Source organism: Bradyrhizobium sp. BEA-2-5, assembly GCF_032918025.1.
GTDB classification, from domain to species: domain Bacteria; phylum Pseudomonadota; class Alphaproteobacteria; order Rhizobiales; family Xanthobacteraceae; genus Bradyrhizobium; species Bradyrhizobium pachyrhizi.
On record NZ_CP136629.1, the window covers coordinates 906,697 to 920,900 of the forward strand.

General features: G+C 64.6%; 12 protein-coding genes. 5 read left to right on the forward strand and 7 right to left on the reverse strand.

Annotation, left to right across the window (positions count from 1 at the left end):
- Positions 1 to 101 precede the first annotated feature (101 nt).
- Complete coding sequence (locus tag RX327_RS04135) at positions 102 to 923, reverse strand: thioesterase family protein (protein WP_317249545.1); 822 nt, start codon at positions 921 to 923, stop codon at positions 102 to 104.
- Positions 924 to 1,069: 146 nt separating this feature from the next.
- Complete coding sequence (locus tag RX327_RS04140; RefSeq protein WP_410712172.1) at positions 1,070 to 3,589, reverse strand: glycogen/starch/alpha-glucan phosphorylase; 2,520 nt, start codon at positions 3,587 to 3,589, stop codon at positions 1,070 to 1,072.
- A 291-nt stretch (positions 3,590 to 3,880) separates the two neighbouring features.
- Here RX327_RS04140 and RX327_RS04145 point away from each other — a divergent pair, with 291 nt between their 5' ends.
- Positions 3,881 to 4,114 carry a hypothetical protein gene (locus RX327_RS04145; RefSeq protein ID WP_028335862.1) on the forward strand — a complete coding sequence of 78 codons (234 nt, stop codon included), beginning with the start codon at positions 3,881 to 3,883 and terminating at the stop codon, positions 4,112 to 4,114.
- A 272-nt stretch (positions 4,115 to 4,386) separates the two neighbouring features.
- Here RX327_RS04145 and RX327_RS04150 read toward each other — a convergent pair whose 3' ends face one another.
- On the reverse strand, positions 4,387 to 4,680 hold the full coding sequence (locus RX327_RS04150; RefSeq protein WP_028333812.1) for a GIY-YIG nuclease family protein: 294 nt from the start codon (positions 4,678 to 4,680) through the stop codon (positions 4,387 to 4,389).
- A 94-nt stretch (positions 4,681 to 4,774) separates the two neighbouring features.
- Here RX327_RS04150 and RX327_RS04155 point away from each other — a divergent pair, with 94 nt between their 5' ends.
- Positions 4,775 to 5,833: an IS30 family transposase gene (locus RX327_RS04155; protein ID WP_317249547.1), complete on the forward strand. Its 1,059-nt coding sequence runs from the start codon at positions 4,775 to 4,777 to the stop codon at positions 5,831 to 5,833.
- Between the two features lie 78 nt (positions 5,834 to 5,911).
- Complete coding sequence (locus RX327_RS04160; RefSeq protein WP_317249548.1) at positions 5,912 to 6,343, forward strand: hypothetical protein; 432 nt, start codon at positions 5,912 to 5,914, stop codon at positions 6,341 to 6,343.
- 129 nt (positions 6,344 to 6,472) lie between these two features.
- Here RX327_RS04160 and RX327_RS04165 read toward each other — a convergent pair whose 3' ends face one another.
- Both RX327_RS04165 and pyrE read right to left on the reverse strand, forming a co-directional pair.
- Positions 6,473 to 7,270: a DUF2865 domain-containing protein gene (locus tag RX327_RS04165; RefSeq protein ID WP_317249549.1), complete on the reverse strand. Its 798-nt coding sequence runs from the start codon at positions 7,268 to 7,270 to the stop codon at positions 6,473 to 6,475.
- 196 nt (positions 7,271 to 7,466) lie between these two features.
- Positions 7,467 to 8,030, reverse strand: coding sequence for an orotate phosphoribosyltransferase (gene pyrE, locus RX327_RS04170; protein ID WP_317249550.1), 564 nt, complete (start codon positions 8,028 to 8,030; stop codon positions 7,467 to 7,469).
- 213 nt (positions 8,031 to 8,243) lie between these two features.
- Here pyrE and RX327_RS04175 point away from each other — a divergent pair, with 213 nt between their 5' ends.
- A complete protein-coding gene (locus RX327_RS04175; protein ID WP_317249551.1) occupies positions 8,244 to 8,870 on the forward strand; it encodes a glutathione S-transferase family protein in 627 nt (208 codons plus the stop codon).
- Between the two features lie 116 nt (positions 8,871 to 8,986).
- On the opposite strand, the gene RX327_RS04180 is transcribed toward RX327_RS04175, so the two are convergent.
- Positions 8,987 to 9,622, reverse strand: coding sequence for a LysE family translocator (locus tag RX327_RS04180; protein ID WP_317249552.1), 636 nt, complete (start codon positions 9,620 to 9,622; stop codon positions 8,987 to 8,989).
- A 285-nt stretch (positions 9,623 to 9,907) separates the two neighbouring features.
- Positions 9,908 to 12,946, reverse strand: coding sequence for a DNA polymerase I (gene polA, locus RX327_RS04185; RefSeq protein WP_317249553.1), 3,039 nt, complete (start codon positions 12,944 to 12,946; stop codon positions 9,908 to 9,910).
- Positions 12,947 to 13,169: 223 nt separating this feature from the next.
- Between polA and RX327_RS04190 the strand changes: the two genes are divergently transcribed.
- The gene (locus tag RX327_RS04190; RefSeq protein WP_317248812.1) at positions 13,170 to 14,183 is read left to right on the forward strand and encodes an IS30 family transposase; all 1,014 of its coding nucleotides are present in this window, start codon (positions 13,170 to 13,172) and stop codon (positions 14,181 to 14,183) included.
- Positions 14,184 to 14,204 lie beyond the last annotated feature (21 nt).

Sequence of the window (14,204 nt, forward strand, 5' to 3'; positions counted from 1 at the left end):
TGTTCCCTCAACCCTTGAAATAGGCAATGCGGTCGTAACAGACCAATGTGGATATTTGGCTACGGCTCCACGCGAGCCGGAGGCCGATCCGCTCGAAACGCCTAGGCCTTGAAATACGCAATCTGCGTCGTGGTCGCGAGCAGCCTGCCGTTCGGCGACCACAGCTCGGCGTTCTGGTCGGCGTAGCTCTTGTGCATGATCTTGGCGTCGGCGGTGGCGAGCACGCGGGTGGTATCCTCCGCATCCAGGTCGGCCGCGTCGGTGTGGAAATAGGTCGTCAGCGACACCGTGCCGAACGGCACGAGTTCGCGGCGCGCGTGGAAGATGCGGCCGAAGAAGGCATCCGACATCGACATCAGCGACAGCATGTCGAGCTTGCGCGGCGTGCGGTCGCTGATCCAGATCTTCGAATAGGGGCTCGACGGCAGCTTCGCGGCACCGCCGCCGGCGAACTTCGGCTCGCCCTCGACGAAGCGGAATTCGTACTGGTTGGCCCAGGTCATCTTGAGCTTCGGAAAGGAGCGCAGCTGTTCGAACGGCACGGCGCCCGGAAATTCGGCCGGCTGGTGCGACCAGGACGGGCGGCGCTCGGCGAACACGGCGGTTGCCAGCGTCGCGACCTCGCCGCCGCCCTGCGTCATCTCGACCGACCAGTGCTGGCTCGAACGGTTGGCCTTGACCAGGCGGACATCGAGATCGAACACGCCCTCGGCGACCGGCGCGCAGTAATTGACCGTCAGCGCCAGCGGATCGCCCGCGCGCTGCGGGTGCTGCATCAGCGCGCGCAGGATCGTCGCGGCAGTGCAGCCGCCGAAGGGGCCGACGAACGCCCAGTAATCCGGGCTGGTCCGTCCCTGCCAGCGGCTGTCGCCGGCGGTCACGGCGGTTGCTTCATCGAAAAGGTGCGGGGTCTTGGTGAGCATGCGGATCTTTCAATATCGACTGGCGCTTCGGTCATCGCCAAGCGGACTGACGGGCAATGACGAGTAATGACGTCCGTCATGCAATATCGCGGGCTACTGCGCGGAATTCAATGACGTCGGGCGTAATCGATTTCCGCGTCCCGGGATTAGCCCTTCGCCTCGCGCTGGTTGCCGAGTTGCGGCGAGGCACCCGGATTGACCGGCACGTTCCAGATTTCCTCGGCGTATTCGCGGATGGTGCGGTCGGAGGAGAACCACGCCATGCGCGCGACGTTGAGGATGGAGGCGCGTGTCCAGGCCGACGAGACCAGCCAGCGCGCATCGACCGCGCGCTGCGCCTCGTAGTAGGAATCGAAATCGGCGCTGACCATGTAATGGTCGAGATAGCGCAGCGCATGCGCGATCGATTCGAAGCGGCCGGGATCGCCGGGCGAGAACTCGCCGGTCTCGATGGCGCGGATCGCGCGCTCGAGCCGCGGCGAATTGCGGATCACGTCGGAGGCGTCGAGCCCCTGCTTGCGCCGGATCATCACGTCGCCGGCTTCCATGCCGAAGATCGCGATGTTCTCAGGTCCCACATGGTCGCGGATCTCGATATTGGCGCCGTCGAGCGTGCCGATGGTGATGGCGCCGTTGAGCGCCAGCTTCATGTTGCCGGTGCCGGAGGCTTCCATGCCGGCGGTGGAGATCTGCTCGGAGAGGTCGGCCGCGGGAATGATCACCTCGGCCAGGCTGACATTGTAGTCGGGCAGGAACACGACCTTGAGCTTGCCGTCGATCGCGGGATCGTTGTTGACGATTTCGGCGACGTCGTTGATCAGCTTGATGATCAGCTTGGCGTAGCGGTAGCTCGCCGCCGCCTTGCCGGCGAAGATCTTCACCCGCGGCACCCAATTGCCGCTGGGGTCGTCCTTGATCGCCTGGTACAGCGCGACCGTCTCGATGACGTTGAGCAGCTGGCGCTTGTATTCGTGGATGCGCTTGATCTGCACGTCGAACAGCGCCGATGGGTCGAGCTTGATGTGGTTGCGTTCGTTGACCAGCCGGGCCAGCGCCAGCTTGTTGTGATGCTTGACGTCGCGGAAGCGCTTCTGGAATTCGAGGTCGCTCGAATGGGCCTCGAGCCGCTCGAGCAGCGAGAGGTCGTCGAGCACGGCATCGCCGCAGGTCTCGCGCAACAGGTCGGTCAGCTTCGGGTTCGCCAGCATCAGCCAGCGGCGGAAGGTGATGCCGTTGGTCTTGTTGGTGATGCGGCCGGGATAGAGATGGTTGAGGTCGTGGAATACGGTCTCTCGCATCAGGTCGGAATGCATCGCCGAGACGCCGTTGATGCGGTGCGAGCCGACGAAGGCGAGCTGGCCCATGCGCACGCGGCGGCCGCTCTTCTCGTCGATCAGCGAGACCGAGGCGCGGAAGTCGATGTCGCCGGGGCAACGCGCCTCCGCAAGGGCCAGATGCTGCACGTTGATGCGGTAGATGATCTCCAGATGCCGCGGCAACAGCCGTTCGAACAGCTCGACCGGCCAGGTCTCCAGCGCCTCGGGCAGCAGCGTGTGGTTGGTGTAGGAGAGCGTGGCGACGGTGATCTTCCAGGCCTCGTCCCAGCGGAAATTGTGGAGGTCGACGAGGATCCGCATCAATTCGGTGACGGCAAGGCTCGGATGGGTGTCGTTGAGCTGCACCGCGACCTTGCCTGCGAGGTTGCGCAGCTGGCCGTCGGAGGCGAGATGCCGTTTCACCAGGTCCTGGAGCGAGGCGGAGACGAAGAAATATTCCTGGCGCAGCCGCAGCTCGCGGCCCGCCGGGCTCTCGTCGTTCGGATAGAGGAACTTGCAGATCGCCTCCGCGCGCGACTGCTCGGCGCTGGCGCTGACATAGTCGCCCTTGTTGAAGGCATCGAGCTTCAACGGATCGGGCGAGCGCGCCGACCACAGGCGCAGCGCATTGACGTGATGGCCGCGCCAGCCGACGATCGGCGTGTCATAGGCGATCGCCTGCACGGTCTCGCCCGGATGCCAGATCGCGCGGTCGCGGCCCTTGTCCTCGACATGCTCGACGCCGCCGCCGAAATTGACGTCGTAGATCACCTCGGGCCGCTGCAACTCCCAGGGGTTGCCGAAGCTCAGCCATTCGTCGGGATATTCCTGCTGCCAGCCCTGATTGATGATCTGGCGGAACAGGCCGTAATCGTAGCGGATGCCGTAGCCGATCGCGGGAATCGACAGCGTCGCCATGCTCTCCATGAAGCAGGCGGCGAGGCGGCCGAGGCCGCCATTGCCGAGCGCGGCGTCCGGCTCGCATTTGCGCAGCTCCGGCAGCGAGACGCCGAGATCGCCGAGCGCGACCTCGAAGATCTTCAGCAGCCCCATATTGTTGAGCGCGTCGGTGAACAGGCGGCCGATCAGGAATTCAAGCGAGAGATAATAGACCCGCTTGCGTCCCGCATCGTAGCTGTGCTTCTCGGCCGTCAGCCAGCGATGCACGATGCGGTCGCGCAGCGCGAGCGCCGCGGCCTGGTACCAGTCGTGTTTCGTCGCCATGCCCGCGTCCTTGCCGATGGCAAGGCGCAGCTTTGCCAGGATCGCGCCCTTGATCTCAGCCAGCGCGAGTTCGTCGATGGGCTGGTTCAATGCCGGGTAGTTTGTCTGTTCCTGCAACGCGCCCAATCCCTGCCGTTCGAACCGGAACACGACGCGATGACCCGCGTCATGTCCTCATCTCATTGGTCGAGCATGGTTCCCGCGGAAATCCCGGTTCCGCGGCCTTCCGATCACGCTCCAGCGCAATGATACCCGCCTTGCATGGCAATCGAAACCGTCAGGGACGGTGCCATACACAGCGCTGCCGTGATTTTATGCAAGGACCGGGCCGCTTCGGGAACCTTCCGGACCAGCGGTCATGGGTGCTACGATGGCGCTGCAGAAGCCGGGATTTCGCAATCGACCGGAGGATGCGTGATGAGACTCTTGATCGAGATCGCGGCCGCGGCGTTGCTCGTGGTGTGCATCACGGCGACCAGCGCAGCCGATGCAGCGGGCAAACCGGGCCGCAGCGCCGACGGCCTGAGTTGCGGCTTCAGCGTGGCGCAGAATGCATCGCCCGCCGCGCGCTGTACCGCCATCAAGCGGCAATGCGGCGGCAGGTTCTACGCAAATGCCTGCGGCGACAAACTGCTCTCGGCAGCGAATTGAGCGGCCACGCAACGCGCTTTCACGCTCAATCCGAAACACCGTGGTGATACGGATTTTCAAGCCTTAACGGAGCCTTTACAAACACAGCTGTCGCTCGTGGGGCGGGCACGTTTTTCAGCTCCGACGCATTTCATTCCGAAGCCATTTTCAACGGGCCGCTGACCTGGTCAGCGGCCCGAATTGCTTTGCGGGCAGCATATGCGTCACCGAGCGATGATGCTCGCTCGCCACATCGTCGTCCTGGCGAAAGCCAGGACCCATTACCCCAATCGTCAGATGAGGCCCGACAGGTCGTTCCAGTCCGGATTTTCTGCTTCGATCAGCTTGATCTTCCAATCGCGCTTCCAGAATTTCAGCTGCTTCTCGCGGGCGATCGCTTCCTGCGGCGTGGCGAATTCCTCGACATGGACGAGGCGGAAGACCTGGTATTTGTAGACAAACTTGGAGCCTCGGCCTGACCGATGTAGCTCAAGCCGGGTGCGAATGTCGTTAGTGACGCCAATGTAGAGCGTTCCGTGATGGCGGCTCGCCAGAATGTAGACATAGTAGCTGCCGGCTGTGCTCATTCGTAGCCAGGGCTCGCGATACGTTGGTCTATTGGGGTAATGGGTCCCCTGAGTTCGCAAACGAAGTGCAACACTTCCTTGAGGAGGTGTTGCCATGGGGCGGACTTACAAGCAGCTCTCTCTGGACGACCGATGCGAGATTGCCTGCCTATCGGCCAATGGCAGCTCGGTCCGGCAAATCGCGGCAGCTCTGGATCGCTCGCCATCAACGGTCTCTCGGGAACTGAGGCGCAATCGGGGGAGCCAGGTCGGCTACAAGCCAAACTATGCCCAGCACCAGATGCGAGCGCGGCGCTGGACGGGCGGACGCCTCGAACGGGAGCCCGGCCTGCGCCGCGCGGTGTTGGAACGCCTTCGCCGGGGCTGGTCGCCCGAGCAGGTCGCCGGCCGGCTGGCCCGCGAGTCCGGGCGCAAGGTGATCTCGCACGAGACCATCTACCGCTTCATCTATGCCCAACTCAGGCGCACCACGGATTTCAACTGGCGGCGCTATCTGCCGCGCGCCAAGAGCAAGCGCGGCCGCCGCGGCAAGAGGGGCGGCAGCCCCGCAAGCTTCATCGAAGGCCGTGTTTCCTTGGCAAATCGGCCGATCGAAGTGGCCGACCGCAGCGTGCCCGGACACTGGGAGGCCGACCTGATGATGTTCTCGAAATACGGTCAGGCCGTGCTGACCGTGCACGAGCGCACCTCGCGTCTGCTGCTCGGCATCCGCCTTGCCAGCAAGGTCGCGCGCGGTGTCGCCCGCCATCTCGTGGGCTTCTTCGCGACCCTGCCACAGGAGCTGCGCCAGACCGTGACCTTCGACAACGGCACCGAGTTCGCCGGTCACCTGGCGCTGCACCGCCTCTCGATCGAGACCTTCTTCTGCGATCCCCACGCCCCCTGGCAGAAGGGCGGCATCGAGAACGCTATCGGCAGGATGCGCCGCTTTATTCCCCGCAAGACCGATCTCGTAACCCTCTCGACCGCCAGATTCCGCCAGTTCATCGCCGCCTACAACAACACCCCGCGCAAATGCCTTGACTACCGCACGCCTGCCGAGGCCTTTGCTCAAGTGTTGCACTTCGAATGTGAATTTACCTCCTGGCTTTCGCCAGGACGACGCCCAAAGGGCGATCTGCAAACCAATCAGAACAAATTAAGAACACTTTAGTAAGTCTTTGATATATCATTGTGATTCGGCGCTTCGCCGACACAATATCTAGCGTCTGTCCGACCTTGCGAGGACTACATGTCCACCGTTGCCTTCGACCAATTTGCCCTTACCCGGATCGCCGATTTCGCCCGCTCGCTGTCTCGGCTGCATCAGGCGGCCCGGCGCTACGCCGTCGATGACGACCAGTTCGATCGCGAATTCAACGCGGTGTGCCAGTCGATCTGGGGCTACACCATCGACGACATCAGCGACGATCTGTTCTCGACCGAGGATCACGCCTGGCTCGACTCGCTCGATGAAGCGCATGCGCGCATCTTCGCGGCCGAGCAGGGTTACGACCTTGTCGACGAAGCGGGCATGCTGACCGATTGGTGGGGCTTTTGCTGGATGATCCTCGCCGAGAAGCGCGGCCTCCTGACGCCGGAAAACCGCGCCGCCGCGCGCGCGGCGATCGAGGAGAAGTATCTGGCAGCGCCAAACGTGATCGGGGTGATTGTGGCGCGGTAGCATTTGTTACGTCGTCATTCCGGGGCGCCTCGAAGAGGCGAGCCCGGAATCTCGAGATTCCCCGATGCGCAATTGCGCATCTGAGGTCTGGTGCTTACGCACCATCCCGGAATGACGGGCTGACGCCCGTCAGTTCGCTTCCGCCCGCTTCGCGGGCTTTGCGGCGTTGCCCGTCGGCGCAACGGACGACGGCGCCGACGGCGCGACATCGCTTCTGGTTTCCGGCAGCGGCGCGTCGCCGGCGATCTCGGCGCTGACGGGGGCGACCTTCATTTCGCCGAGCCGCGCGCGGACCGCCGAGGTCAATCCGGGATAGGAGGCAACCGGGGTGAAGTCCGCAGCCTGGTCGTTGCCGACGCGGATGCCGGTATAGGCGACGAGGCCGTCGGTGGTGGCGATCACGTCGCCGGCCTTTAGCGACGAATCCAGCGCAAGATCGACCGGGGCGAGGCCGACCGGATCACGGCCGTTGCAGGTACAGTCGGCGCGCAGCGCCTTGCGATAGGCGAACGCGTTCTCGCTGTCGGCGTAGCGCTCGCCGGCGGTCGATGCGGCGCTGTCGATATGGCTGCCGTAATAGACCTTGGTCGCGCTCGCCGGACAGAACGCCTGGCAAAGCTGCGCCGGCGTGGCGTTGCCGCGCATCGTCAGCGGAAAATACTTGCCGTCGCAGCTGCGCACGCAATATGCCGGTCCGGAACCGGCCACCCGCGGCGCGGAGATGGGCGCGGACGGTTGCCGCTCGGCCTGCTGGTTGAGGCCGAACGGATCGGCGAAGAAATTGGCCTGCGGCGGCGCCTGCCGGCTCTGCTGCTTCTGGGAACCGCCGAAGAAGAAGTCGAACAGCCCTTCGGCCGAGACAGGCGCGGGCACCACCAGGACGGAACCCGCAAAGGCTGCGGCGACCAGCATCACGCGGCGCCGCATACGCCAATCACTCAACTCTGTACGCAACGCCAACTCCACCCGACGCGCCACGGCGACGAGCTGCCCTGGCGGCTTCACCATAGTGCGGGATGGTAAACGAGCGATTGATTTGGGGTGACGGCATCACACGAAGGCGAGGTCGCGCGAACCGCCCCTTCCACCTCGCCCCGCTTGCGGGGAGAGGGAGCGAATAAACTCAGCCCTTCAGGAACTCCGACGCCTTGTACAGCGAGCGGAACGGCAGGCCGGCCGCACCGAAGGTGTCGGTGGCGCCTTCCTCGCGGTCGACCATGGTGAGCACCAGCACCACATTGGCGCCGGCCTCGCGCACCGATTCCACCGCCTTCATCGCCGAACCGCCCGTGGTGGTGACGTCCTCGACGATCACGACGCGCTTGCCCGCCAGCGTCTCGCCCTTGGGCAGGCCTTCGATCGCGAGCTTGGCGCCGTGCTCTTTCGGCTTCTTGCGCACGAAGAAGGCCGCGATCGGATGGCCCTTGATCCAGGAGATCTGAGCCAGCGCGCCGGCGAGCGGCACGGCGCCCATCTCGAGCCCACCGATGAAGTCGAGCTGGTCGTCCTTGAGCGCCTCATAGGTCAGCTCGGCGAGCAGCGCCGCGCCCTCGGGATCGAGCATCGTCGGCTTCAGGTTGAAATAGAAGTCGCTCTTGCGGCCCGACGCCAGCGTGATCTCGCCGCGGCCGAACGAACGCTTGCGGATGATCTCGGCGAGGCGGGCGCGGGAGGCTGATTTGGACAAAGACTTTTTCCCTTGAGGGTTTGAGGCGGGCGGCAATCTATCCACGCTTACCGGCACATTCCAGCGTGGAAATCGGGCCGTCAACAGTGCCCAAGCCGCGATTTCCGCGGGCGTGCTTTCCGGAAAGCGCGGTTGTGCGGCCGTTCCGTTCCCCGTAAGCAGGCGCCAAACACTCGGCCAAACACTTGCCCAAACACTTGCACGGGAAGCGGAATGACCATCGAGCTTTACACCTGGAACACGCCGAACGGCCGCAAGATCTCGGTCGCGCTGGAGGAGATGGGGCTGCCCTACAAGGTGATCCCGGTGAACATCACCAAGGGCGAGCAGATGACGCCCGAGTTCCTCAAGCTCTCCCCCAATAACAAGATTCCCGCGATCGTCGATCCCGAGGGCCCCGACGGCAAGCCCGTCAGCATCTTCGAATCGGGCGCGATCCTGCTTTATCTCGGCGAAAAGACCGGCAAATTCCTGCCGAAATCGCTGAGCGAGCGGATTCCCGTCTACGAATGGCTGATGTGGCAGATGGGCGGCTTCGGCCCGATGCCGGGCCAGGTGCACCATTTCATCGCGCTGGAGAATGAGCAGGATCGCGCTTACGGCCTGAAGCGCTTCATGGCGGAGACGCGCCGGCTCTACGGCGTGCTGGACCGGCGGCTTGAGGGGCGCGACTTCGTCGCCGGCGAGCTTTCGATTGCCGATTTTGCCATCCTGGGCTGGGCCTGGCGCCACCCTCGCCACAAGGTTGATCTGGCCGACTTCCCCAACGTCAAGCGCTGGTACGAGGCGCTGATGGCGCGCCCGGCGGTGAAGCGCGGGATGGAAGCGAAGCTGGATTGAGGGGCTTTGTCATTGCCGGGCTTGACCCGGCAATCCATCCTCTCGCAAGCGAGTCTTCGCGCCTGCATGTGCAGGCGATGGATGCGCGGGTCAAGCCCGCGCATGACGAGTCGGGCTCAGGCCCGCCGCGCCTCGAGCGCCATCTTCATGGCAAGCCCGGCCAGCACCGTGCCCATCAGCCAGCGCTGCACCAGCATCCAGCTCGGCCGGTTCGCCAGGAACAATGCGATCGAGCCCGCCGCGAGCGCGATCATCGCATTCACGCTGACGCTGATCGCGATCTGGATCGTCCCCAGCGCCAGCGACTGCATCAGCACGCTGCCGGCGGCCGGATCGATGAACTGCGGCAGCAGCGCCAGATACAGCATCGCGATCTTCGGGTTGAGCAGGTTGGTGACGAAGCCCATCGCGAACAATTTGCGTGGGCTGTCGACCGCGAGCTTCTTCACCTGGAACGGCGAGCGCCCGCCCGGCTTCACCGCCTGCCAGGCGAGCCACAGCAGATATCCGGCGCCGGCAAAGCGCAGTGCGTCATAGGCGAACGGAATGGCGAGCAAGAGCGCCGTGATGCCGAACGCCGCGCACAGCATGTAGAACACGAAGCCGAGCGCCACGCCGCCGAGCGAGACGATGCCGGCCGCCGGCCCCTGCGTGATCGAGCGCGAGATCAGATAGATCATGTTCGGTCCCGGCGTGAGCACGAGGCCAAGGCAGATGAGCGCAAAGCCGAGCAAAGCGGATGTGTGGGGCATGATGGGTCTCGCGAGGGATGCGCACACTTCTAGCGTGTCGTCCGCCGCGCGGCCATCTCGGAATTGCTCTCGGAGCAATGTGGTGGCGAAGCCGCTGCGCTCCCTCGCCCCGCTCTTGCGGGGTCGAGACGAGCGAAGCTCGCTCTCAGAGGGTTGGGGTGAGGGGCTGTATCCGCAATGACGGTGAGGGCGGATCTTGCGGTAGCTCCCCTCACCCGGATCGCATTACGCTTCGCTCCATACGATCCGACCTCTCCCCGCAAGCAGGGAGAGGTGAAGAAGAGATCAATGCGCCTCGTCCCAATTGTTCGCCGCGCGCGCGTCCACATGCAGCGGCACCGAGAGCAGCACGGCCGGGAACGGCGCATCCTGCATCGCGTGCTGCACGACGGGAAGCGTCGCCTCGACCTCGGCGTCCGGCACCTCGAAGATCAATTCGTCATGCACCTGGAGCAGCATCTGCGCCGACAGCTTCTTTTCGGCCAACGCATCCTCGACGCGTGTCATGGCGCGGCGGATGATGTCGGCGGCGGTGCCCTGAAGCCGCGCGTTGATCGCGGCGCGCTCGTTGAAGGCGCGCACCGAGGCGTTGGACGCCTTGATGTCGGGGTAGTGGCACTTGCGGCCGAACAGCGTGGTGACGTAGCCGTGGCTGCGGCAAAAGTCCCGCGTCTCGTCCATATAGGCGCGGATGCCGGGGAAGCGCTCGAAATACTTCTTGATGTAGGCCGAGGCTTCTTCGCGCGCGATGCCGAGCTGGTTAGCGAGGCCGAACGCCGAGATGCCGTAGATGATGCCGAAATTGATCGCCTTGGCGCGGCGGCGGATCTCGCTCGGCATGCCCTTGATCGGCACGCCGAACATTTCCGATGCCGTCATGGCGTGAATGTCGAGGCCGTCGCGGAACGCCTGCTTCAGCACCGGAATGTCGGCGATCTCGGCGAGCAGCCGCAGCTCGATCTGCGAATAGTCGGCGGAAACCAGCTTGTGTCCCGGCGCGGCGATGAAGGCACGGCGGATCTTGCGGCCATCCTCGGTGCGCACCGGAATGTTCTGAAGGTTCGGCTCGTTGGACGACAGCCGGCCCGTCGTGGTCGCGGCCAGGGCGTAGGTCGTGTGCACGCGATGGGTCTGCGGGTTGACATAGGTCGGCAGCGCATCGGTGTAGGTCGATTTCAGCTTGGAGACCTGGCGCCACTCCAGAATCTTCTTCGGGAAGTCGTGCCCCTGCTCGGCGAGCTCGTCCAGCACCTGCGCGGTGGTCGACCATGCTCCGGTTTTCGTCTTGGTGCCGCCGGGCAGTCCCATCTTGCCGAACAGGATGTCGCCGATCTGCTTGGGGCTGCCGACATTGACCGGCTCGCCGGCGATCGCCTGGATTTCGGCCTCGACGCGCGCCGCGGTCTGGGCAAAGTCGCCGGAGAGCCGTGACAGGACCTGACGGTCGATCGAGATGCCGCGCCGCTCCATGCGTGCGAGCACGGAGACCAGCGGCCGCTCCAGGGTCTCGTAGACGGCGGTCATGTGCTCGGCGACGAGGCGCGGCTTCAGCACGCGCCAGAGCCGCAGGATCACGTCGGCGCTTTCGGCCGCATATTCGCTGGCCTTGTCGATCGTGACCTGATCGAAGGTCAGCTTGCCCTTGCCGCTGCCGACGAGGCCGCCGTAATTGACGACCGCATGGCCGAACCAGCGCTCGGACAGCGACTCCAGCGCGTGCGAGCCGAGGCCGGCGTCGAGCACGTAGGAGATCAGGAGCGCATCGTCGATGTTGCGCAGGGTGATGCCGTGCTGCGCCAGCATCACGGCCGTGAACTTGACGTCGAAGCCGATCTTCTGGATTCCGATGGACTCCAGCAGCGGCCTCAGCGCCGCCAGCGCCTCGGCCGTCTTGATCTGGCCGGGTGCGAGGCCGGCATCGAACAGGCCTGCGCCTCCGCCGGCTTGCCGGTGGCTGAGCGGGACGTAACACGCATCGTTCGGCGCCAGCGCCAGCGCAAGGCCTGCGAGCTCGCCCTGCATCGGGTCGATCGATTCCGACATCGCCTCGATCGCGACATAGCCGGTGTCGGGCACGCGGGCGATGAAGGCGTTGAGCTGATCGAGACTGCCGATCGCCTGATACGCCTTGCGGTCGAAGCCGGTCTTGCGGATCGCCTCGCCGCGGGCCTCGGCCAGCGCTGCCGGCGTGCCCTTGCGGTTCGAATTCTTGTCGTCGCGCGCACCGCTCGGCTTGGCTTTCGGCAGCGGGGCTGCGGCCGATGTCGGAGCGTCTCCGGGTGCCGGCGTCACATCCGACGGCGGCAACGGAGAGAACACGCTCGCGCCGCTCTTGTTGCCGGGATCGGCATCGACATTGGCCGGATCGATCTGCGCATATTCGGCGACGCGCCGCGTCAGCGTCGTGAACTCCATCGCCTTCAGGAAGGCGATCAGCTTGCGCGCGTCCGGCTCGTGGACGGCGAGGTCGTCCAGCGGCACCTCCAGGTCGACCTTGTCGTCGAGCAGCACGAGCTGCCGCGAGATGCGCGCCTTCTCGGCGTTCTCGAGCAGCGCTTCGCGGCGCTTGGGCTGCTTGATCTCGCCGGCGCGGAACAACAATTGGTCGAGATCGCCATATTCGGTGATCAGCTGCGCTGCGGTCTTGATGCCGATGCCGGGCACGCCGGGCACGTTGTCGGTGGAATCGCCGGCCAAAGCCTGCACCTCGACCACCTTGTTCGGCGGCACGCCGAACTTCTCGATCACCTCGGGGATTCCGATGCGGCGATCCTTCATGGTGTCGTACATCACGACCTTGTCGTTGACGAGCTGCATCAGATCCTTGTCCGATGACACGATCGTCGTGGTCGCGCCGTGCTCGCTGGCGAGCCGCACATAGGTCGCAATGAGATCGTCGGCCTCGAAGCCGGTCTGTTCCAGGCACGGCAGGTCAAAGGCGCGCACGGCTTCGCGGATCAGCGCGAATTGCGGGATCAGGTCGTCAGGAGCCGGCGGCCGGTGCGCCTTGTAGTCCGGATAGATCTTGTTGCGGAAGGTGATCTCCGACTTGTCGAAGATGATCGCCAGATGCGTCGGCCGGTTGTCCTCGGGCATCTCGCGCAAGAGCTTCCACAGCATGTTGCAGAAGCCGAGCACGGCGTTGACCTGGAGCCCGTCGGATTTGCGGTTCAGCGGCGGCAGCGCGTGATAGGCGCGGAAGATGTAGGAGGAACCGTCGACCAGGAACACATGATCGCCCTTCGCCGTGGCCTTGGCGGCAACGGGCTTGGGGGCGGTCTTCGATGCGGGCTTGGCGGGGGCTTTGGAGGCTGTTTTCGGCATGGCCGAAACTTAGGGATTTTTGCGCGGATTGACAGCCTTTGTGTCGCTGAATCCGCCCGTGCCACACAACGATCTGTCGTCCCGGCGAAAGCCGGGACCCATTACCCCAAATGATCGTTGTTTGAGCCTGCTGCGGGTCCAGCCTACCCAACGCGGGCAGTCGTGGTAATGGGTCCCCTGAGTTCGCAAACGAAGTGCAACACTTCCTTGAGGAGGTGTTGCCATGGGGCGGACTTACAAGCAGCTCTCTCTGGACGACCGATGCGAGATTGCCTGCCTATCGGCCAATGGCAGCTCGGTCCGGCAAATCGCGGCAGCTCTGGATCGCTCGCCATCAACGGTCTCTCGGGAACTGAGGCGCAATCGGGGGAGCCAGGTCGGCTACAAGCCAAACTATGCCCAGCACCAGATGCGAGCGCGGCGCTGGACGGGCGGACGCCTCGAACGGGAGCCCGGCCTGCGCCGCGCGGTGTTGGAACGCCTTCGCCGGGGCTGGTCGCCCGAGCAGGTCGCCGGCCGGCTGGCCCGCGAGTCCGGGCGCAAGGTGATCTCGCACGAGACCATCTACCGCTTCATCTATGCCCAACTCAGGCGCACCACGGATTTCAACTGGCGGCGCTATCTGCCGCGCGCCAAGAGCAAGCGCGGCCGCCGCGGCAAGAGGGGCGGCAGCCCCGCAAGCTTCATCGAAGGCCGTGTTTCCTTGGCAAATCGGCCGATCGAAGTGGCCGACCGCAGCGTGCCCGGACACTGGGAGGCCGACCTGATGATGTTCTCGAAATACGGTCAGGCCGTGCTGACCGTGCACGAGCGCACCTCGCGTCTGCTGCTCGGCATCCGCCTTGCCAGCAAGGTCGCGCGCGGTGTCGCCCGCCATCTCGTGGGCTTCTTCGCGACCCTGCCACAGGAGCTGCGCCAGACCGTGACCTTCGACAACGGCACCGAGTTCGCCGGTCACCTGGCGCTGCACCGCCTCTCGATCGAGACCTTCTTCTGCGATCCCCACGCCCCCTGGCAGAAGGGCGGCATCGAGAACGCTATCGGCAGGATGCGCCGCTTTATTCCCCGCAAGACCGATCTCGTAACCCTCTCGACCGCCAGATTCCGCCAGTTCATCGCCGCCTACAACAACACCCCGCGCAAATGCCTTGACTACCGCACGCCTGCCGAGGCCTTTGCTCAAGTGTTGCACTTCGAATGTGAATCTACCTCCTGGCTTTCGCCAGGACGACGTTGAGAGGCGGGACGGCTTTCGCAG

Excerpts from the sequence above, each read along its gene's own strand:
- RX327_RS04135 (WP_317249545.1), bottom strand. The coding sequence starts at position 923 with ATGCTCACCAAGACCCCGCACCTTTTCGATGAAGCAACCGCCGTGACC.
- RX327_RS04145 (WP_028335862.1), top strand. The coding sequence starts at position 3,881 with ATGAGACTCTTGATCGAGATCGCGGCCGCGGCGTTGCTCGTGGTGTGC.
- RX327_RS04150 (WP_028333812.1), bottom strand. The coding sequence starts at position 4,680 with ATGAGCACAGCCGGCAGCTACTATGTCTACATTCTGGCGAGCCGCCAT.
- RX327_RS04155 (WP_317249547.1), top strand. The coding sequence starts at position 4,775 with ATGGGGCGGACTTACAAGCAGCTCTCTCTGGACGACCGATGCGAGATT.
- RX327_RS04160 (WP_317249548.1), top strand. The coding sequence starts at position 5,912 with ATGTCCACCGTTGCCTTCGACCAATTTGCCCTTACCCGGATCGCCGAT.
- RX327_RS04165 (WP_317249549.1), bottom strand. The coding sequence starts at position 7,270 with ATGCGGCGCCGCGTGATGCTGGTCGCCGCAGCCTTTGCGGGTTCCGTC.
- RX327_RS04175 (WP_317249551.1), top strand. The coding sequence starts at position 8,244 with ATGACCATCGAGCTTTACACCTGGAACACGCCGAACGGCCGCAAGATC.
- RX327_RS04180 (WP_317249552.1), bottom strand. The coding sequence starts at position 9,622 with ATGCCCCACACATCCGCTTTGCTCGGCTTTGCGCTCATCTGCCTTGGC.
- polA (WP_317249553.1), bottom strand. The coding sequence starts at position 12,946 with ATGCCGAAAACAGCCTCCAAAGCCCCCGCCAAGCCCGCATCGAAGACC.
- RX327_RS04190 (WP_317248812.1), top strand. The coding sequence starts at position 13,170 with ATGGGGCGGACTTACAAGCAGCTCTCTCTGGACGACCGATGCGAGATT.